Source organism: Herpetosiphon sp. NSE202 (genome assembly GCF_042688385.1).
GTDB lineage: Bacteria > Chloroflexota > Chloroflexia > Chloroflexales > Herpetosiphonaceae > Herpetosiphon.
In genome coordinates this window covers 1-21,131 of record NZ_JBHUPY010000019.1, presented here as the reverse complement: position 1 = coordinate 21,131, position 21,131 = coordinate 1, and the positions used below count along the sequence as shown (strand labels likewise).

General features: G+C 51.3%; 19 protein-coding genes. 2 read left to right on the top strand and 17 right to left on the bottom strand.

What is annotated here, in order from left to right:
- The first annotated feature begins 10 nt into the window (after positions 1-10).
- Together ACFMKP_RS21000 and ACFMKP_RS20995 are read left to right on the top strand one after the other, a co-directional pair.
- Positions 11-889: a type II CAAX prenyl endopeptidase Rce1 family protein gene (locus tag ACFMKP_RS21000; RefSeq protein ID WP_382294783.1), complete on the top strand. Its 879-nt coding sequence runs from the start codon at positions 11-13 to the stop codon at positions 887-889.
- Positions 889-2,439 carry a PP2C family protein-serine/threonine phosphatase gene (locus ACFMKP_RS20995; protein WP_382294781.1) on the top strand — a complete coding sequence of 517 codons (1,551 nt, stop codon included), beginning with the start codon at positions 889-891 and terminating at the stop codon, positions 2,437-2,439. The genes ACFMKP_RS21000 and ACFMKP_RS20995 overlap by 1 nt, the downstream gene beginning before the upstream one ends.
- Here ACFMKP_RS20995 and ACFMKP_RS20990 read toward each other — a convergent pair.
- The 17 genes from ACFMKP_RS20990 to ACFMKP_RS20910 all read right to left on the bottom strand — a co-directional run bounded on the left by ACFMKP_RS20990 (position 2,436) and on the right by ACFMKP_RS20910 (position 20,532).
- Positions 2,436-4,952: an ATP-binding protein gene (locus ACFMKP_RS20990; protein ID WP_382294779.1), complete on the bottom strand. Its 2,517-nt coding sequence runs from the start codon at positions 4,950-4,952 to the stop codon at positions 2,436-2,438. The two genes, ACFMKP_RS20995 and ACFMKP_RS20990, sit on opposite strands and share 4 nt — an antisense overlap.
- 9 nt (positions 4,953-4,961) lie before the next feature.
- The gene (locus ACFMKP_RS20985; RefSeq protein ID WP_382294777.1) at positions 4,962-6,746 is read right to left on the bottom strand and encodes an ATP-binding protein; all 1,785 of its coding nucleotides are present in this window, start codon (positions 6,744-6,746) and stop codon (positions 4,962-4,964) included.
- 3 nt (positions 6,747-6,749) lie between these two features.
- Entirely contained in the window at positions 6,750-7,838 is a 1,089-nt protein-coding gene (locus ACFMKP_RS20980; RefSeq protein ID WP_382294775.1) for a hypothetical protein, read from the bottom strand.
- Between the two features lie 71 nt (positions 7,839-7,909).
- On the bottom strand, positions 7,910-8,428 hold the full coding sequence (locus ACFMKP_RS20975) for an adenine phosphoribosyltransferase (RefSeq protein WP_204754014.1): 519 nt from the start codon (positions 8,426-8,428) through the stop codon (positions 7,910-7,912).
- Positions 8,425-8,862, bottom strand: coding sequence for a hypothetical protein (locus ACFMKP_RS20970; RefSeq protein ID WP_012191904.1), 438 nt, complete (start codon positions 8,860-8,862; stop codon positions 8,425-8,427). The genes ACFMKP_RS20975 and ACFMKP_RS20970 overlap by 4 nt, the downstream gene beginning before the upstream one ends.
- Before the next feature lie 65 nt (positions 8,863-8,927).
- Positions 8,928-9,668 carry a 5-oxoprolinase subunit PxpA gene (pxpA, locus tag ACFMKP_RS20965; protein WP_382294772.1) on the bottom strand — a complete coding sequence of 247 codons (741 nt, stop codon included), beginning with the start codon at positions 9,666-9,668 and terminating at the stop codon, positions 8,928-8,930.
- A complete protein-coding gene (locus ACFMKP_RS20960; protein WP_382294770.1) occupies positions 9,665-10,453 on the bottom strand; it encodes a mechanosensitive ion channel family protein in 789 nt (262 codons plus the stop codon). The genes pxpA and ACFMKP_RS20960 overlap by 4 nt, the downstream gene beginning before the upstream one ends.
- 20 nt (positions 10,454-10,473) lie before the next feature.
- Entirely contained in the window at positions 10,474-11,136 is a 663-nt protein-coding gene (locus ACFMKP_RS20955; RefSeq protein WP_382294768.1) for a DUF4230 domain-containing protein, read from the bottom strand.
- Positions 11,137-11,266: 130 nt separating this feature from the next.
- On the bottom strand, positions 11,267-12,946 hold the full coding sequence (locus tag ACFMKP_RS20950) for an SH3 domain-containing protein (protein ID WP_382294766.1): 1,680 nt from the start codon (positions 12,944-12,946) through the stop codon (positions 11,267-11,269).
- A gap of 454 nt (positions 12,947-13,400) precedes the next feature.
- Complete coding sequence (locus tag ACFMKP_RS20945; RefSeq protein ID WP_382294764.1) at positions 13,401-14,537, bottom strand: glycosyltransferase family 4 protein; 1,137 nt, start codon at positions 14,535-14,537, stop codon at positions 13,401-13,403.
- Between the two features lie 64 nt (positions 14,538-14,601).
- Positions 14,602-14,916: a hypothetical protein gene (locus ACFMKP_RS20940; protein WP_382294762.1), complete on the bottom strand. Its 315-nt coding sequence runs from the start codon at positions 14,914-14,916 to the stop codon at positions 14,602-14,604.
- Between the two features lie 57 nt (positions 14,917-14,973).
- Positions 14,974-15,741 carry a 3-hydroxyacyl-CoA dehydrogenase gene (locus ACFMKP_RS20935; RefSeq protein ID WP_382294760.1) on the bottom strand — a complete coding sequence of 256 codons (768 nt, stop codon included), beginning with the start codon at positions 15,739-15,741 and terminating at the stop codon, positions 14,974-14,976.
- Positions 15,742-16,079: 338 nt separating this feature from the next.
- Positions 16,080-17,234 (bottom strand): thiolase family protein, encoded by a 1,155-nt coding sequence (locus ACFMKP_RS20930; RefSeq protein ID WP_382294759.1) that lies wholly within the window; start codon positions 17,232-17,234, stop codon positions 16,080-16,082.
- A gap of 446 nt (positions 17,235-17,680) precedes the next feature.
- Positions 17,681-18,961: a serine--tRNA ligase gene (gene serS, locus ACFMKP_RS20925; RefSeq protein WP_382294757.1), complete on the bottom strand. Its 1,281-nt coding sequence runs from the start codon at positions 18,959-18,961 to the stop codon at positions 17,681-17,683.
- 19 nt (positions 18,962-18,980) lie between these two features.
- Positions 18,981-19,562, bottom strand: a complete 582-nt coding sequence (locus ACFMKP_RS20920; RefSeq protein ID WP_382294755.1) for a hypothetical protein — start codon at positions 19,560-19,562, stop codon at positions 18,981-18,983.
- Positions 19,559-20,020, bottom strand: coding sequence for a hypothetical protein (locus tag ACFMKP_RS20915; RefSeq protein WP_382294753.1), 462 nt, complete (start codon positions 20,018-20,020; stop codon positions 19,559-19,561). The genes ACFMKP_RS20920 and ACFMKP_RS20915 overlap by 4 nt, the downstream gene beginning before the upstream one ends.
- A complete protein-coding gene (locus ACFMKP_RS20910) occupies positions 20,017-20,532 on the bottom strand; it encodes a hypothetical protein (RefSeq protein ID WP_382294751.1) in 516 nt (171 codons plus the stop codon). Before ACFMKP_RS20910 ends, ACFMKP_RS20915 begins: the two co-directional genes overlap by 4 nt.
- Between the last annotated feature and the right edge of the window lie 599 nt (positions 20,533-21,131).

Here is a 21,131-nt window from a genome sequence, read left to right as displayed (position 1 = left end):
CGGAGGCCCTATGTCGCTGCTTGCTTTTCATCAACTTGAAACCCCTGAACGCCGTTTGTTGCAACGCCCGCCATGGCGCTATGGCCTGACAATTGGCTTGACGCTGCTTGGTGCCGCGGCCATGATTTTGTGGAGCGCGACGTTTGAAGGCCAAGTAGCGCAAGGGATTGTGACCGAGGTTGGTTCTTGGGTGCTGTTTACGGCTGTTTTTTGTGGGCTGGCTTGGTTTCGCCAGCCGCGCGCCAAACGCCGGACAGCCATACTATTTGGTTTTTGGGCAGCGGTGGCAATTGGGGTCAATGCTGCGGCCAAACATGGCTTAACCCAGCATTTTCTGGCCGCAGGCTTGGGCGATTCGCCGCGCTTGTATTGGGCTGGCTTATTTTTTATTCCCCCAATCTTACTGCTTTGGTATTCGCAACGCGATCAACAATTGCAACAGCATGGCTTGCACCTGCGCAAATGGCGCGATCAAGTGTTGCTTGGTTTGTTGGCAGGGGTGTTCATTGCGCTGCATTTTTTATCAACAGTGCGCTTTAGTGGCATCGTTGGCCTCAGCATCAAGCCTTGGCAATATATGTTTTGGTCGTTGGGCTTCGAAGTTTTTCAATCGCTCGGCGAAGAATTATTTTTTCGCGGCGTGATCTTGCGTTCGTTGCAAACGATCTATAAGCTCAATTTTTGGCTCGCTACTGCCGTCACCACGCTTGCTAATTTGAGCATTTACTTAATTCGCAGCCAATGGCAAAATCCAATTCAAATGGTGGGCGTGGTGATTTATTTGTCGATGATGTCGATTGCCGCCTCGCTCTTATTTCGCCGCTATCAAAGCGTCGTGCCAGGCTATCTGTGTAATATTGTGTTTAGTTTTAGTGCGATTTTACGCTGATGAATCGTGCCCACCGCCAGCGTGATGTGATTAGCATCAGCCTTTTGCTCTTGGCCATTACAATTGTGATGTACCTTGGCGAAGGGCGTTGGGCGGCTGCGCCTGCCTTGCGCTACCTCTATTTGATTCCAATTGCTCATGCCGCGATGGGTTTTGGCGTGATGGGCAGCATGGCGGTGGCGATTTTGGCCGATCTGCTGTTTGCGCCGCTCGTCGCAACTTCATTAGCCAAATATGGAATGTTGGGCGCGCCAACAATCGAGATTATTGTGACCTTGGTTTTGATGCCGGTCTTGGCCTATTTTGCTGGCAGTGGTTGGGGTCGGCTAAGTCGCCAGCGCGAGCTATATCAATTTTTAAGCCGCATGGGCGATTTATTTGGCCGTTCGCTGCCACGCGATCAACTGCTTGGCGAGATTTTACAACAGGGCGGCACGTTGATTGATGCCCAAGCTGGCGAGATTATTTTGCTTGAACAAGGCCAAGCGCGAATTGCCGCTAGTTGGGGCTTTGAAGCCCAAGCCACCGCCGCCTACCAAACCAGCTTGGCTGCCTATATTCTCAAACGCAACGAACCTTGGTCGGCGACCAGCCTCGAAAATAACAGCGATTTTCAGCGGGTTGGCTTTGGCCAGCGCATCGATGCCGCCTTAGCCGTGCCGCTGCGCTTAGAAGGCAAGCCAATCGGCTTATTGGCCTTCTACAATCGGCTTGGCGGCTTTAGCAAACAAGAGCAAGCCACCGTTGAAGCCATGGGCAGCAAAGTCGAAGTTGTGTTGGAGAACTTCCGCCAAATTGAGGAGCGCTCAGAGCGTGCTCGCTTGCAACGGGAGTTTGATTTGGCAGCTGAGGTGCAGCAACGCTTTTTGCCCCAGCAATTGCCAGCAATCAGCGGCTACGAAATTGCTGGCTTTACCCAACCAGCCCGTGAAGTTGGCGGCGATTTCTTTAATGTCATCGATTTGGCCGATGATCGTTGGTATCTTGGGGTTGGCGATGTTTCGGGCAAAGGTGTGGTTGGGGCGTTTTTTATGGCCATCGCCATGAGCGTGATCGATTTATATTTGCACGACAGCCCGCCCAGTAACCAATTGGGCCTTGCCAATCGGCTTAATCCGCTGTTTTATCGGCGCATGGCCCAGCAAAAAATCAATACTGGCTTAGCCTACGCCATGCTGGATGCCAAAACTGGCCAGCTGCAATTGGGCAATGCAGGCTTGATTTCGCCCTTGCATGTGCGCAAAGACGGCCAATGCGAGTATCTGGATTTGAGTGGCTTTCCCTTGGGCGCGGTTGCCAATGCTCAATACACTGAAGCAGCCTTGGAGCTTCAGCCTGGCGAGAGCTTAATTTTCGTCAGCGATGGCGTGGTTGAGGCTGCCAACAGCGAGCGTGAATTGTTTGGCCTGAATCGGCTGCGCAATTTAATTAGTATGCTCAGCCAACGCTCAGCAGCGCAGTTAGTCAGCGAAATTATGAGCGCTGCCAACCATTGGAGCGACGGCCAATATCAAGACGATATGACCGTCGTCGTGTTGCGCCGCAACTAAGCGTCGCGATCTTCTTGCAACGCCCGTTGTAATTCCTCGATTAAGCCCAATGGCGCTAAGCGCACGCCTAGCAAATTACTGACTTCCGCCGGATCGGCATTTAACACTTCGTCGATGCTGCGGAAGTGTTCGGCCAAGGCTTGGGCCAAACGCTCGCTCACAAATTCGTAGCGCAGAAAATCGGCTGCACTCAGGCGACTGGCTGCTTGGGCCAGATTCAGTTCCTGCAAAGCACCACGCAACGCATCACCCCGCACGCCTAAATCGTAGACCGCATCAATCGCTGGAATTGCCAAGCGATCAGCTTCGCCAGCACGCAAGGCGATAATTGGTACATTCGGGGCAAGCGCCCAAACTGCGCCCAACGCCAACAAACTCGCTTGGGCTGGCTCACTGGCATCAACTACAATACATGCCGCCTGTTGCAGGCTCTGCAAACTATGCTCAGTCAACGAAAGCGCCGCGTCAATCCCAACAACACGCAAGAAAAATGGTGCGCTCTCCAGCACAGAACGCAATTCTTGATTAACTTGGGCATTGCCAAGCGTGTTAATCAACAAGGCATAGGGCGCAACGGTTGATTGGGGCAGATCGATCGCGCCAGTCGTGCCCGTAATTGCATTCATCAAAGCGCTTGCCACCCGATTGTTAGCATCGAAAATTTGCTTAGCATGTTCGGGCTTGACGATGCGTTGCGCGCCTTGAGCACTTAACATCAGCGCATTATTGTAGAGAAAAATCAATACATCGCGCATTTGGGGGTCGCTGTAGTGATTTAATGTTGCTACTTGATTAATCACTGGATTGCGCGCATTCAAATAGAGCATGCCTTTGTTGGCAGAACTTTTGCGCTCAGCTTTGCGCTCATCGAGCATCGCCCGCAGCAATTGCTTAATCGATTGGCTTAAATTTGGGTCTGCCAAGAGCGTATCAACTTGTTCGGTTGTTTCGGAGTTTTCGGCGAAAATCAAAACCGCTGGAATCGATTCGGGCAGATATTGCGCAACTTGGGCTTGCACGCCCATTTCGGCGTAGCGTTCTTCAAGTTCCAGCCAACGCTCATCTTTATTGGTCAGCGCCTCGAAGATAAAATCGCCACCAACATCTAAGCGCCGCAGGCCAATATTTTCGGTTAGCTCAGCGTAACGGCGCAAAAACGGCTCATCGGGAAAATATTGAGCATCGATCACCCGCAACCCTTTGGCCGCAAATAACACCGCATGTTGGCCAATCCCGCCAGGCGTGGTGAAATAGAACAACAGCCGTTGATGCGGATCGTCGCTGTTGATGCCGCTGCGCGAAAGTTGCGATTGCTCAAAATAGCGTGGCAAATTCATGCGCCCTGCATCGGTATCAAACAGCACAATATCTTTGATGCGAGCAAACAGTTCGTCGGAAATTAATGCCCACGATTTAATCACCCGATTGTGCTGGGTAACGATCTCGCGGAACAAGCGTTGATCGTTGAGCGCCAGTTGCTCAAGATAATTGAGAATCACTTGGCCAAGCGTGCGCTGCACCCGCTCGAAATATTCATCACGGCGCAAAGCCTCGCGCGAAGTGGTTTCGCGCAAATTGGGGCTTTCGACTACACCTTTGACGAACTTGGCCCACTCTGGCAGCAGGCTGCGCTCGCCACGACAAACAAACATACGCCGCACATAGACAATCAAATCGCCATGTTCGCGCACATTCAAATAGGGCTGTTTGGGAATAAACAGCACCCCGCCAAGCTTGAAAGCCCCGTTATCTTCCTCGACATTCAGCGGAATTACTGCCAACACCGATTCGCTTGGATATAGCTCGTTCAAATAGCGAATATAGTCGCTTTCGCTGGCATCGCTATGCCATGGCGCTTGCATCACATTGACTGGGCGTGGCGATGGGTCGAGGTAAATCGGCACGCTGAGCAAATCGGCAAATAAGCGAATCAGCCGACTCAGCTCATCTTCGCGCAGCAAATGCACTTGGCCTGGTTTGATTGCAACCGTGACGGTTGTGCCAGCAGTGGCGCGGGTGGTTTGGCCCATACGATACGATTGCTCGCCAGTACATTCCCACCAAACCGCCGCCTCGCCTTCGCTGCGAAACGAACGGGTCACAAACTCAATGCGCTCGCCAATGATAAACGCGGCCAGCATGCCCAAGCCAAAGCGTCCAATCAAGCGCTCGGCCAAACTGCGCTCGCCAAGCGCTTCAAGCCGCGAGCGCACAGCATCGGTGTTGCTTGCGCCAATCACCGAGAGAAACTGCTCGACTTCGGCCTCGGTCATGCCTGTGCCGTTATCTTCAATCGTCAGGCTGCGGCCAAATGGGTCGTAGCGCACATGAATTTCGGGCAACGGCGCGTTGGGATCATCGGCCTGACGCACGAGGCATGTATCGTGGGCATTTTGCAGCAACTCACGAATTGCCACATGCGGATCGGCGTATAAACTTTCGCCAAGCGTGCGAATCACGCCAGGCACATTAATTGTCATTTGACCTTGGCGAATTCCATGAGGTCGTTGCATACCAACTCCTTAGCCTTGAGTAAGCGCCAGTTCTAGCAGCGACATTTGGGAGTTTTGCACTGCCTCGCCTAGCTCGGGGGTCAGTTCGATGCCGCTAGAAAGCAAGGCATAGCCCCACAAGGCGCGAACGACAGTTGCCCAGCGTTGATCGCTCGGTTGGCCATCGCGCAATTGCTGAACCAGTGGATTGAGCGTGTTGAGACACAGCACATAATCATCGCTGCGCTTGCGCCCCACCGATTGGACGAAATTGAGCAGGCTTCCACTACCTTTCAACAGGCTATCCACAACTTGTTCACGTTTATAATCACTATCACGCATCGCCAAAGCCGCCAAATTAGTTGGCTCGAAGCGCGTGGCATAGACCTGCATGCCCAATTGTGCGCAGTGTTGTTCAAGTTTGCGCCATTGGGAGTCAGTTTCGGCTTCGAGCAATTCGGCGATGCCAGCGGTTAGTGGCTGGAAACTTACGCCATGGCGCGCTGCACAATATTTTTTCAGAAATTTTTCTTCGATTAAATTAATGTGCAGCACTGGCACGCCGCGTGCGCCGACAATCGCTCGTTGCTGGGCACTGGGCGGCAAATCGTTGAGCACATAAAAAATTGTGCGTTCGCCAGCAGCGCGCACTGGAATCCGCTCAAGATAGCGGCTCAAGGTAATTGGGCCAAGATCGCTCTCGAAGGTCAGCAAATCGGCAACTGCGGCGAAAAATTGACTATCATTCACCGCTGCTTGCTTGATGCCGCTATTATATTGTTTGACTACTTGCAAAAACGTGGCTGGCTCGCGCTGGGCCAAACGAATTAAGAACGAACGTACAGCGTCGGCCAAGGCTTCGCGCAAGGCCCGATAGTTGGGCCGATCGATCATAAAGCCTTCGCGGCTGGCAACCAATTCGAGCAACGGCGCATCGATAATCCCACAGACAAACGTCGCCCAATCGGGCAACAATTGCAGATCTTCGCAAACATACATGCGCCGCTGAAACACATCGAGCTTGCGCGGGCGAATTTTTAGGGCTGCTGAACTTGGCATAATTGCCAAAACCCCGCTACATTCTGCATTGTGCTGCTTGATGGCGATTGGCTCAACTGCCAAAGGCACCGAGCCAAAGCGATGCTTCACATAGTCGATATATTCATGTTCCGATCCATCCAAATGCCATGGTCCGTTCATGCGATTGATTGGACGCGCATCGTCGCCAAGATAAACCGGAAATTGAATAAAATCGGCATAGCGAATAATCGTTGAGCGCAAGGTGCTTTCATCAAGCAAATTGTAGAAGGCTGGCTCCAACTCAATCGTGACCGTAGTCCCGATAGTTTGGCGCGTGCCAAGCTCAAGGCTATAATCGGCGCTACCTTGCGAGCGCCACAACACCGCTTGGTCGCTGCCTTCGGCCAAGGTATCGACGGTTACTTGCTGGCCAATCACAAAGGTCGAGAGAAAGCCAATCCCAAATTGACCAATTAACATTTGGGCAGCGTTCTGATCGGCGGTTGAAAATTTGACTTGGCGGGTTTGGCTGGCCCCAATTGTGGCTAAATAGCGCACCACATCGTCGCGGGCCATACCAGTGCCATTATCTTCAACAATTAACAAGCGTTGGTTTGGCTCGATGCGCACATGAATTGCTGGCTTAAACAGCGCTTGTTGGGCAATCCGCCGCACACACGAATCGCTGGCATTCTGAATTAGCTCACGAATCGCAACATGCGGATCGCTATACAAATTTTCAGCCAGTAAACGAATGAGATGTTCAAAATCAACCTGAAATGTTCCAGTACTCATCACTCAGCGCTTTCCGATTAGACGATCAAACCATGAGCCTTGTTTGTTGGTGGCGGTGGGCGCTGATTGTTTTTTAGTCAGCGTTTCGATCCATTCGCGGGCTTCTTTCAGCCGATGCTCAAGCTGTTGGGTTTGGGCAAAATGATAGGCTTCGTTGGCAAAATACCAGGCTTCATCGCTGCGATTCAATTTATACAAGGCCCGCACATTAGCTAACAACGCCCAAGCCTCATCGCGAGCGTGCAAGCGTTGTCGTGCCAAGGCCAGCGCTTCGCGGGCAAACTCCAAGGCCTGTTCGCCCATCTCTAATTGTAGGGCAATTTCGGCGCGCCACATGGTCGCATCTTGATGATCGTTGGCGCAATCGTAGGCTAAAGCGGTGGCAACATTTTCGCTAAATAAATTAAACGCTTCTTGCAAATTGCCTTGTTGATAGTGGAGATGGGCCAAATAGCGCCGCGCCAGCACAACCCAAGCTGGGTTGCCCTCGCGCTGAGCATACTCAAACGAGAGCAAGCCATAGCGCAAAGCATCGGCATGTTCTTCCCGCTGCGAATGCAGGCGTTGCAGCACGCGATAAAAGACATAGCGGTAGAAATCGGCGGAGTAGGTATCGTGGCGAATGATGCTCAAGCCTTGTTGGGCATAGCTCAGGGCATCATCATACTCTTGCATGGTCATGGCGTTGCCAGCAAGCAAGCGTAAACAATCGAGTTGCCAAGCGCTGGTATTGCGGGCTTCGGCTTGGTGCAAACAATCGAGCAACAAGGCCTTGATTTCGGGCCAACGACCTTTGAGATCGAGGTCAATCAACGCACTACACAGCCGAATCGTGGCGACTAATTCATAGTGTGGCTCGTTCAGCTGCCGCGCACGCGCCAACATGGTGGTTGCCAACTCTAAGGCCTGCTGACTTTGGTCCAAGTTCATTAGGGCTGCGGTGAGCTTTTGGTAGCACAGCAATTCATTATCGCTATCGGCTTCCTGCCGCGCGACGACAATTCCCTGCTCCAACAAACTCGCAGCGCTGCGAAACTGGCCTTGCCGAAAAAGCTGAGTTGCTTGATTACAAAGATCGGCGGCGTATCCCATCGCACCAACCTCCCGCCATTGGACAACCTAAGACCAGCATGCTTGGGGCGCGTGCTGGCCTCATTGTCGGTTTAGTATTGAATTTGGGCGTAATATGGCCGATCGCCAAGTTTTTCGCGCCCACCTAAAAAGGTCAATTCAATTAAAAATGCTGCCTCAACCACCTCGGCCCCAAGCTGATTGAGCAAATCGCAGGCCGCGACGACGGTTCCGCCAGTCGCCAAAAGATCGTCGATCACAACCACGCGATCGCCAGCTTGCAAGGCATCATGGTGAATTTCCAAGCGATTGGTACCATATTCCAAGCTATAATCAACGCCGATGGTTTGGGCAGGCAATTTGCCTGGCTTACGAATTGGCACAAAGCCAATTCCCAAACGCAACGCTAATGGCGCGCCAAAAATAAAGCCCCGCGATTCAATGCCGACAATCGCTTGCAATTGCTGGTTGGCATAGCGCTGAGCAAAGTGCTCAATTGCTGCATCGAAGGCTGCTGCATTGCCCAACAACGGCGTAATATCTTTAAATTGAATCCCTGGAATTGGAAAATCGGGGATATTGCGAACAAACTGGGTTAAATCGAGGCTCATTCAATAATTTCCTTGGCCGCACCCGGCCCAGCTTCAATATAACGACGAGCAGCTGCCACCAATTGGGTTAGCCGACCATCAACAATTTTGCGCCATTCAGCTGATTCTTGATCAGTTAATGCGCCACCGCCATAATGCAACTCCATGGCCAGCTCCCAGCCACGGCGTAAAGCAAATTTTTCGATAATCGCTTGGCGATCTTCGGGCCAGCGCTTGATATAGCGTTGAAAGGCAGTTACTAATTTTTTGGAGCCATCAGCGTTGAGTGCGGGCAAGTCGAAATAGTTATTATTGGCATCTTCCGGCGCAGGGCTTTTGGCGCTCGAAAAGTAAATTGTTTGGGTAGTAAAACAATAGCGTGCCTGACCTGCCTTCTCATAATCGCCGGGATTGCTGGCAATTGCCCCAATCAACATGCGATCAGTGATTGTCATAGGCTACTCCTGTCTGGATTGTGCTATAGCGAGTCTAGCATAGCCAACACGCCATCGCAAGTTGCTCAGCATGCTGCCCGAATCGTTATAGCTTCGGCTACTAGCGCAGTACGAACCGCTTGGGCAAAAGCGAGCGCTTGCGGCGTATCGCTATGCAAGCACAAACTTTGCACGGTTAACCTGATTGGTACATTAGTATAACTTGGAAATGGCATGCCTTTGGCAAGCGCTAAAGCCTGTTGGAGTGCCACCGTCTGGTCATGATGCACGGCCCCTGGTAATGTGCGCGAACGTAATTGACCATCATGTTCATAGGCTCGGTCGATAAAGCCTTCGGCGATTGTCTGCACGCCTGCCGTTGCCGCCTGTTCAAGCAACAAGCTGCCAGCTAAGCCCATCAAGGCAAGCGTTGGGTCGAGTTGCTTGATGCTGGTGATCAGCAATTGAGCTAAGTCGGAATCAACCGCAGCTTGATTATATAAAGCACCATGCGGTTTAACATAGCGTACCTTAGTCCCCTGCTGGGCTGCCAAATGTTGTAACTGCGTAATTTGCGCAATTATGCTGGCCTGTAGTAGGCTTGGCTCAAGCGCAATCACCACCCGCCCAAATTGTGCTCGATCAGGGTAGCTTGGGTGCGCGCCAATGCAAACAGCATGCTGTTGGGCCAAACGCAAGGCTGTGCGCATGCTCTGCTCATCGCCAGCATGGCCGCCACAGGCAATATTACACGACGAAAGCAGTGGCATCAACTGGGCATCAAACGCGCTGCCTTCGCCCAAGTCTGCATTGAGATCGATGTTCATGCCAGCCAATCTTCTGCTAGTGCTTTGGCCCGCAAGCGTCCCGCCAAATTCGAGCGCACCAGATTGCTATCCACACCTTTCGATGGCAGCCAAAAACGGGTTTCGACAATCAGGCCATCGGCTTTAACCGCCGTAATCAGCACTTCGGCGGCTGGTTTTTCCAGCACATGCTCGGTGGTGCGGGCAATTTCAGTTAAGGCTTGTAGAATTGGCGCAAAATCAACATCACGCTTCAGCGTTAATTCAACACTATGGCGGCGTTGCACGTAGCGGGTCAAATTGGTGATTGTGCCAGTGTAAATCGTGGCGTTTGGCACCATTACCTCGCGACCATCAGCAGTGCGCATGGTCGTGGCCCGTACTGCAATATCGGTCACAGTGCCTTCATCATTGCCAATTAAAATCCGATCGCCAACTCGAAACGGGCGCTGAAACAACAACAAAATTCCCGCCGCTAAGTTTTTAGTGATGTCTTGCAGCGCAAAACCGATGATTAAGCCGCTCACGCCTAAGCCAGCCACAAACGAGAGCGCTAGCTGGCCCCAACCCATCACCAGCAACACAATCACCAAGCCAGCGACGATCACTAAAATGCGCACCAAACGCAAAATCAAGCTTTCGGCTTCGCTCGGTAGCTCAACTCGCTTCAATACGCGATTGGTCGCACCGTTGGCCAGCCGAATGCCATAGCGCAAAGTTAATAAGATGACGATTGCAGCCAGCACCCGTGGCAGCACCCGAATCGCAAACTCCTGAGCTTGCTGCCCCCATAGATTCCAATCCATAGACGATCCTCATACTTGGCTTATTGCGGTTTGGTTGAGTAGAGAATCGAGCCATTCGAGGCCCGAATAGTGATGTTTTTGTAGCCAACATCAGTTAACAAACGCCCAAGCTCCTCGCTCGCTTGCTGTTGCGATTGCGAGAGAATGCCTTTTTCAAGCGCATCTTGACGAACTTGCTCACGCAGCGTATTTTGGGCTTCGATGGTCATGTCGGCAATTTCATGGGAACAACCAGGCAACCACTTGGGCGTATCTTGGGCGATCAGCCGACTATTTTGGGTATCAAGCTCGTTGCTCAGGAGTTCAGCATCAGGCAACACAATTTCGACGGTCGCTTGATCGGGGTAGCCATCGTTGCTGACGATTAAGCGTTCTTCGCTAATTTTGCTCAAATCGATGCCTGCTTGCACATTGAAATAACCAAGATAGGTAATTTCTTCTGTGCATGCACCAAGCAAGCCATGTTCGCGAATAATTGTCGTATCTTTGGTGAAGTTCATCGAGAGGGTTGAGAGTTTAGATTGACGGCGGATTGCTTGGAGTACGGTCATACCTGGTTTAATCGTTGAGGTTGGTTGGGCCATTATGCCATCAATGCCAAATGATGGCGATAGAAACGCATAGCCAACCACACCAATCAGCGCCAACACCAATACCAACATAAGCGTCGTCCGAATTCGCATAGGGTTATCCTCCCCACTATGAAATAGCCTTACGCGCAGTTATAGTAGCCGAGATTAAGCCAAAAAACAAAAGAAGCGTTCCACAGATTGTGGAACGCTTCTTGCTTTGATAATGTTTATGGAACAGCAACTAGCGATAAGGCCGCAGCGCGCCGTAATAGTGATTGAGCCAGTAGCTGCTGTAGATGCTGACTGCACCAACACCCGAAGCGGGAGTCATTGCATTGACCATAATGCCATCGCCAACGTAAATCCCTACGTGAGTGATGCCAGGGCCAGCAGTGCCAGCGTAGAACAACAAGTCGCCTGGTTGCAAGTTGCTCATGCTGCCAATGAAGGTGCCATAGGCGCTGCTATATTGGCCAGCAGCACTGTGAGGCAAGCTCACGCCAACTTGACGATACAAATACTTGGTCAAGCCGCTGCAATCGAAGCCGCCACTTGGGCTTTCGCCACCCCAGCGATAGCTGTAGCCAACATAGGCCCACGCCATCGAGGCAACATCACCACTTGCCGTACCGCCGCCACCGCCACCGCCGCCACCAGCAGGTTGTTGAGGCTTGGCGGGGTTGCTCTTTTTAGGAGCAGGTGCAACCGGCAGTGAAGGAACGTTATCGGTAAATGGCACCCGACGGAACACAAAGTTGCTCACATCAACCAGATCTTGTGAGATCCAGCCTTTGGTGCCTTTGGCTGTTTCGACTTTGACCCATTCTTTGTAACGAGCCAACAAGCCTAATTCAGCGCCTTTGCTCAGTTTACCCAATGAATCGAACTTGGTGCTTGGGCCAGAGCGAAGGTTTACGCCTTCGTCAGTTGCCCAACCAACCAAGGCTGGGTTGGCTGATGGAATCGATTCGGCTTCGGCGATGCGTTCGGCAACGCCAGCTTCAAGATTCAAGAATTCTGCTGAAACCCAACCAACAGTGCCTTCGCCAGTTTCAATTTGATACCAGCCTTGGTAGCGGGCCAACAATGAAACTTGGTTATCAAGGCCCAGCTTCTTCATACTGATGTAGTCAGTACCGGGGCCATCACGCAAGTTCAAATTGTCTTGGGTGATTTTGCCCACTTTGGCTGGTGGTGGAGTTGGCACATTTGGTGCATCGGGCAAAGCATCGATCACTGCTTGATCTAAATCGACCAAATCAGCGGCGAGCCAGCCTTCTTGGCCACCTTCGGTGCGCACTTGCACCCAATCGGCGTGGCGAGCCACAACCTTTACCTTGGTGCCAGAATCTAATTTATCTAAGCGATCGAATTCAGTGCTAGGGCCATTGCGCAAATTGGCAATATCGCCGCTAATAACTGCTTCGGGATAGGTCGGATTATTATTGACAGGTCGGCCTACGGGAATAACCAACGAATCATCAAAGTCTGGGCTGCTAATTGGCCCATCGCCAACACCTGGATCAGGCGTGGCCTCTGAATCATTGAGGGCTGTCAATGGTGCTGGTTCGTTACGGTGGGTCATGGTCATCAAACCAAGCGCTGGCCGAACTTGGCGTTCAGCAGTTGGCGATGCACTGACCAGAATTGCTGTATCGACCTGAGGCGTGGTGGCATTTTTGTTAACCACTAAACCAACAGGCAACAGCGAAAGCACCATGAGATGAAGTAGGTAGCGACGTGGAGCTTTACGCAGGTACGATGGAACCGCACGAAGTGCAGAAACAGAACGGGCATTTACGCGTTGGCGTAAACCGGTCGTTCGTAAAAGCGAATTTTCGTTGTTCACAGCCCGCTGCTGGAAGTCTTGGAGATCATGATCTTCTTGGATCAGATCATTCGAGGACTTAGCATCTTGCATGCAGCTGTAACCTCCCTATTATCGAACGCGGCTTAATGATATCGCGCTGACAATTAAATAATTAACGTTTATGCATCGTGCAATGCCGAAAGGGAAGTTAACATATTTGTTCCATGTTTGCAAATCTCAGCTATTTTTCAGACTCCTCGCTTAAGCTTTTCAGCTGCTTGTCAGATAGGGCTTTTAGCCCATTCCAAAGCCATAAATCAGCTGATTTTCAGTCAATTTAGAACATATTTTCTTGAAAGTGGATGAGAAAACTCTAATCATTATGTGATGTTAAGCACAAAGTTGACCATAATTTCGTTGTAAAATTAAGCTCATTTTTACCAATTTTCGTAACTTTATTAATATTATTTAACTACAATATGCAGCTTTTTGGCCCCATGCTCAGCGGAAAAAGTGGCAATTTAAAGGATTTAGGGCTATCTAATCATCCAAACGTGATCATGAACTAGGCTTTCTCATAAACCTTAATCATCTGGGCTGCAAAGCTATGCCAATTAAATTGGCTGGCCCGTTGCAAACCACGTTGGCGATATTCGGTATTTAATGCTTGATCATTTAACATGCGCAGCATTGCCATGGCCCATGCTTCGGTATCGTGCGGCGGCAGCAAAATGCCAGCTTCGCCAACGATTTCGGGCATGCTACTGGTATTTGAAGAAATAACTGGCGTGCCACAACTCATCGCTTCTAATGGTGGCAAGCCAAATCCTTCATAAGTCGAAGGCCAAACAAATGCACTTGCGCCAGCAAAGAGCGCCGCATTTTCTGCATTCGATACGCGACCAGTAAAAATAATATCGGCAGCTAAATCTTCATCGAGGATTGTGGTTTCTAAAGCAGGGAAAAATGCTGAATTTACTTTGGGGCGGTTGCCAGCAATCACTAATTTAATTGGTTGCTCGATGCGGCGACGCACGCGGCCAAATGCACGCAACAGCGTCGTGAGATTTTTACGCACATCAAAGCCGCCAATATAATAAAAATAAGGCTGGGTAATATTAAAGCGTTGCAAGGTTTGGCTAATTTGCGCTTCGCTCTGCGGTTGATAATCAGGAGCAACGCCTTCATAAATCGTATGCACTTGTAAGGCGTTGACCTTCAAAATATCAATAATATCATCACGAGTATGGTCGGAGACTGCGACTAATTGACGGCAACGGCGCACAGCGCTGGTTGCTAGCGCCGTGTATGCCCGCATCACCATCGAGCCACGATAAACCGGCAAAATTAATGGAATCAGATCGTGCACCGTGACCACGGTTGGCACTAATTGGCGGCGTGGCGGCGCATAATAAGGCACGTGCAACATATCAACCGCCAAACGCAAGGCAGCGCGGGGCAACTCAATTTGCTCATACCAGATTTTGGCCAATTTTGGGTGCAGCTTATCGAATGGAGTTGGCACCAAATCGACCGCAATATGCGGAATTTGGGGAATTTCGGCATGGGTGTAGGCGGGCAAGAAAAGCACATATTCATGCTGAGGCCCAACGTGGGGCAAATGTTCAATTAAATGGCGTAAATATTGGCCGCTGCCCACCATTGGTTCTGCCCAGAACGTGCCACTAATCCCAATCCGCACAATAAATACTCCCATTGCTGCTAGCGATCAGGCTGCATTATACCAGTGCTCAGGCTGATTGCTGCTATTGGCCAAACATCGCCACAACCCAGGTGATCAGAAAAATCGAGAGAATGGTTGGAATCGCCGTAATTAATGGAAAAATACTTTGTAGCACTTGAAAGCTCGCCCGTTTGCCAGTGCTCAATTTGGCAGCGTCATTCGGATGAAGTTCCCACGTTTTGCCTTTAAAGCGCTCGCTGCGCCGAATTTCGACCTGCCAACGCTGGCTTAGCCATTGGCCAAAAAACCAATTTTCGCTGGTCCGAACCCCGCGCAACCACCACAACACATTCCCCGCCAAAATTAAGGCAGTTAAGAATAATTGGCTGCCATTCATCAGCATGCTCCTAAAAAACCAAGGCAGTGGTCGCTTAGACCACTGCCACGTCCAAGTTTATTTATAACCCATGCGAAGTGCGCCATCCAAGCGAATGGTCTCGCCGTTTAACATTGGGTTTTCGAGAATATGCTGGGCCAGCATGGCAAACTCAGTAGGGTCGCCCAAGCGCGGCGGGAAGGGCACTTGAGCGGCTAAAGTTTGGCGCGCTGGTTCTGGCAAGCCAGCCAGCAACGGCGTATCAAACGTGCCTGGGGCAATCGTCATGACCCGAATGCCATGGCGAGCCAATTCGCGAGCAGCAGGCAAAGTTAGGCCAACAATCGCACCCTTCGAGGCACTATAAGCCACTTGGCCAATTTGGCCATCGAAGGCAGCAATCGAAGCAGTGTTGATAATGACCCCACGTTCGCCAGCGACGTTTGGCTCGTTTTGGCTGATGCGTTCAGCGCCCAAGCGCAGCGCATTAAACACCCCATTTAAGTTAACTTGCATGACTCGATTGAATGATTCCAGGCTATGCACACCATTGCGGCCCAGAATTTTCTCGGCACTGCCAACGCCAGCGCAGCTAATAACTGCTTGCAAACGGCCATTAATCGCAATCGCTTGATCCAAAGCGGCAGCCAGCGAGGCTTCATCGGTTACATCGCAAGCCACAAATTGGGCATTTGCGCCTAATTCATTGGCCAATGCCGTCCCAACCTCTGCATTGCGATCGGCAATCACGACCTTGGCTCCAGCGCTATGCAAGCGGCGCACGGTCGCGCCACCCAAGCCCGAAGCTCCACCAGTCACGACCACACTCAAAGCTTGAATTTCCATTGTGGTTCCTTATTTAATGGGGGATCAGGGTTCAGGGATGAGGGATCAGTTTTTTTAACCACCAAGGACACGAAGAGCACAAAGAGCATCCATCTATTTCTTTGATTATTCTGCTATGTTCTATGTGTACTGATTCATTGCGTTAACCACCGCCTGATCCCCTCACCCCAACCCCTCTCCCACCAGCGAGGCGAGGGGGAACCGCTGAATCAGGGCTCCCCTCGCCCGCGTTCAGTGGGAGAGGGGCTGGGGGTGAGGGCATATACCTGATTGCCAACCCAATGAACTATTACATCTATGTTCTACCAATCCCCGACACCCAACAACCAATCCCCGATCTATACTCGCTCAATAATGGTGGCGGTTGCTTGGCCATGGCCGATGCACATCACTTGCAGGCCAAATTGAGCATCGCGGCGTTCGAGTTCGTTGAGCATTTTGCTCATCAACACTGCACCAGTTGCGCCCAAGGGATGGCCATGGGCAATCGCGCCGCCATTGGGATTGACCCGATTTGGATCAAGCTTGAATTCGCGCAACCATGCCAACACCACCGAAGCAAACGCCTCGTTAATTTCCACCAGATCAATATCGTTGATGCTCAAGCCTGCTTTGGCAAGCGCTTTGTGAGTTGCAGGAATCACTTCGAGCAACTGCATGCGTGGATCGCCAGCGGCAACGACGCGCGCACGGAATTTGGCACGCGGCTTGAAGCCATCCGCAAGGGCTTGTTCACGTTCGCCAATTAATACCACCGCAGCGCCATCGGAAATTTGGCTAGCATTAGCGGCAGTAACCACGCCATCGGCGCGAAACACTGTTCTGAGCGTGCCCATTTTGGCGCGATCAGCCTCGAAGCGAATGCCTTCATCGTAGATCAATTCGTGGGCATTGCCAGCTTTATCGCTGCCAACAATTGGCGCAATTTGGCTGCTAAACCAACCAGCTTTGGTGGCGGCGGCGGCACGCTGATGGCTCTCGAAACTCCAATCATCAAGCTCAGTGCGCGACAATTGATATTTCTCGGCAATCAATTCGGCGGATTCGCCTTGATGCACCAGCTGATGTTTTTCGTTAATTGCAGGATTGAAGGTGGCAAAATCGCCAGTTACATCGCTAAACATGGGCACGCGGCTCATCGATTCGACACCGCCTGCAATGACGTAATTTGCATCGCCTGCGGCAACCGCTTGCGAGCCAAAATGAATCGCCTGTTGCGCTGAGCCACACATGCGGTTGAGCGTAACGGCAGGCACCGTAATTGGTAAATTTGAAAGCATCACACCCAAACGGCCAATATTTGCGCCTTGTTCACCAGTGTTGGTAACGCAACCAGTCACTACATCTTCAATTAAGCTTGGGTCGATTCCAGTGCGTTCAATCAGGGCATTGAGCACATGAGCATACAAAACATCGGGGCGCACGTCGCGCAAGCTGCCCTGTTGGCGACCAATCGGCGTGCGAACTGCATCAATTAACACTGCTTCAGCCACGAGGCTACCTCCTTGGAGCTACTGACCACCTGTGTTATCAGCGAGTATAGCAGATTCTAGCGCGAGGATTAGATTCCCTTGCCCCAACCCCTCGCCCGTGGCGCAGGCGAGGGGCTTTTTCGCTCTGTGGTGGTTTCGTGATTTTTGGTGGTTCCCCCTCGCCCGCGTTCAATGGGCGAGGGGGCTCTTACAAGAGTAGGTTTTAAGATCCCCTCACCCCAGCCCCCTCTCCCGTGGCGCGGGCCAGGGGCTTTAACCCTCTGGTTCTCCCGCAACTCCTTGGCGAAAAACGTTGGCTCCCCCTCGCCCGCGTTTTCGTGAACGAGTGGGAACCACGGAGTCGGTGCTCCCCCTCTCCCGCGTTCAGTGGGAGAGGGGGCTGGGGGGTGAGGGAAATCCATTCAGCAACGGCTATGTTCTATGTTCTTTGCTCTATGTTCTTTGCTTTATGCTTTCGATTTAGCAATCCGTTCGATGCCGCCCATGTATGGCCGCAGCACTTCGGGAATCGTCACGCTACCATCGGCATTTTGGTAATTTTCGAGAATTGCGATAATCACCCGTGGCAAGGCCAAGCCCGAACCATTCAGCGTATGCACAAACTCTGGTTTTGCCCCAGCTTCTGGGCGGTAGCGAATATTGGCGCGCCGCGATTGATAATCGCCAAACAGGCCACACGACGAAACTTCAAGCCATTCGTTCATGCCAGGTGCCCACATCTCCAAATCGTACTTGACGGTCGCAGTGCCCAAATCGGCGGTGCACAATTGCAACAAACGATAGGGAATATTCAAGCCTTTGCAGACATCTTCGGCATTGCTAATCAGCGAGAACAGCTCATCGTAGCTAGTAGCAGGCTCGACCAATTTAACCATTTCGACCTTATCGAATTGATACAGCCGCTTGATGCCACGGACATCGCGTCCGGCGCTCATTTGCTCGTTGCGGAAACATGGCGTGTGGGCAACGTAGCGCAATGGCAATTGAGCTTTATCCAAAATTTCTTCGCGATGCAAGTTGGTTACTGGCACTTCGGCGGTTGGAATCAGCCATAAATCGGTATCTTCGATGTGAAAAATGGTATCGGCAAATTTGGGCAAGTTGCCAGTGCCAACCATTGCATCGGCTTTCACCAAATAGGGCACGGCCAATTCGGTATAGCCATGCTGATCGACGTGCATATCGATCATCCAGCTAATCAAGGCCCGTTGCAAGCGCACGCCCAAGCCCTTCATCACGAAAAAGCGGGTTCCGCTCATGCGCACGCCACGCTCGAAATCGAGAATTCCTAGCTCTTCGCCAAGCTCCCAATGTGGCTTCACTGCAAAATCGGCTTCTTTGATGGTGCCTTCGACGCGGACCACCACATTATCGTGTTCATCCTTGCCAACAGGCACTTCGGGCAACGGCAAGTTGGGCAAATCGAGCATCAAATTATTAAGTTCAAGATCAATTGCGTTGGCTTGGGCATCAAGCTCGCTAATTTGATCGCCAACCAGTTTCATAGCCGCAATTTTCGCATCACGTTCGGCTTTATCTTTAGTGCGGGCAACATCTTTCGAGCCAGCGTTGCGCTCGGCCTTGAGCCGTTCAACTTCGGTAATCGCCTCACGCCGTTTCACATCCAAGTCGAGCACTTGATCGACTAAGCCTGGATCGCGGCCAACTTTGGCAAAACCTTCACGCACAACATCGGACTGTTCACGAAATAAACGAATATCAAGCATGCTGAAACTCCTTGAATAACTATGCCTCGATTGAGGCAGGAACTTGATCTAATGCTTCAATTGCCACAACAATTCCTGGCCGAATTACGCCAAATGCCACATAGAAGCGATAGGCTTGCTCGGGCTTAGGCAGCGTTTTGCTATGTTGATCGTTGAGCAAAAACATATATAAACTATCGCGGTGCAAGGTGGCCGAAACGGCTTCAGAGCGATGCACCTTAACCTGATTAACACTGCCTTCGATCGTTTCGACTTTGGCTTTTTTCAAGCGCTGGCGAGCTAAAGCACCATTAATTGCGCTGATTAATGGAAACAAAGCAATTGCCAAAGGAACCCAAAATTGCCAAGAATTGGTGCGTTGGGTCAGGGCAAAAACCAGAAAGAACCCACCAAAGGCCAAGCGAATCCAAATATCAAAAATCGAAATTTTCAAAATGCGCTTGATTTGATCAGGGTGCAACTCGCCACGGCGATTGCTTTGCAGCTCGGCCTTGATGCCCCAAACCAGATCACTCGTTTGTTGCGGAGCAATTTGGGCGTTGTGTTCGAGAATTTTGGTTAGTGCTTCGCCGCTGGGGCGTTTGGATTGACGCTTGCTCATGCTGTTTCGACCGCCACAATAATGCCCATCCGTGAAACGCCTTTGGCGACGTAAATTGTATAGTTTTGGCCGATGGTAAGCGGCTGATCGCCTAATTTGGCTAACAGCGCATACGAGCGTTTGTTGATCACCAACTCCGATTCAAACATCGCAAAGGGCACTGGGCGAATTTTTTCTAGCTGGCCGGTAATTGCCTGCACAACCCCAGTCTTGAGCGCAGCTTGGCTTTGGCGGCGCGTCCAAGCGTTGAAAAGCAGCACCGCGCCTAAAGCCACCACCACCCAGCCCAGCACATCGGCGCGCGATATGCCAACCCCCATCAAGGCTAAGCCAATAAACACCATCGGCAAAAATGGCACACGAAAGGCGCGCATTGCTTGGAGCTGGTGTTGTTGGTCGGGGGCAAGTCGGCCTTCGCGATTATGGATTAAATCGGCTGCATCGCCACGAATAATCATAAAGGTTCCTCTGGTTCTGGCTCATTCAGCGCTTCTGCAACCAAGCCTCGTTGGGGCTGGGGAATTGCGCTCAATGTGCTATAGATGATTGTTTCAATTTCGTACAGGCGGCGTTGACCGCGCCGCAAGACTGCAAATTCAAGCACTTGGTGGCTGCCTTGATGCAGAATTGCTTGGCGAATCCAGCTTTGCAGCACACCTTCACAATGCGGACAGATCGATTTAAGTTCGCCGCTTTCGCTACTAGCTTGGGCAACCGAGGCCAAAAAAGCTGGCATTTTGCTAATATCAGGCAGCGCATGACTAAAATTACATTGTTTACAGCGCACCACAATCGATTCTTGGTCTGGTTGGGCAAATTGGGTGCTGATTGGGCGTTCTTTGGCTGGGTTGAGCAAATCGTATGATGGTTGTTGCATGCCGCCACCCCAGGCCAAACGGCTAAAAATCCAGAGAATAATGACCAACGCAATAATGCTACCGAAGGTAACTAAGCCGACTTCCCATGACATATAAAACCTCAAACGCTTGGTTGCGCAAACATTTCGCCAATTAAAAACGCCCCTCGTCCCTAGAGAAGGACGAAGAGCGTAAAACTCTCGTGGTGCCACCTTCGTTCGTCGTTGCATGCAACAACCTCGAAAAGCTTGCTAACGGAAGCAACCCGAACGCGGGGCGTTAAGACTCAGAAATTGGATAGTTTGGCAATGTTCGCCGCAATCGCAGCAGCTGCGGCTCTCTGAAGAACAAAAATACCCAAACCACGGATTTCGTCAACGTCAATAGGCCCATTATACCACGAAGCCTCAGCAGCCCGTGAGGCTTATTGGCGATGCTGGTTCCGCCAAAAGACCGATTCGATTGATCCACGAAGAGCACGAATGACACGAAGGAGGGGAACCGCGAAGACCGCGAAGATCGCGAAGCGCAAAACTACGAAGCTTTATTTTTAGCCACGAATTCCACGAATTGCACGAACAATGTTCCGCTAGCCAAAAGCCACATTTCCTCTGCGCCGCTGCGTTAAAAATATTGAACCGCGAAGACCGCGAAGATCGCGAAGCGCAAAACTACGAAGCTTTATTTTTAGCCACGAATTCCACGAATTGCA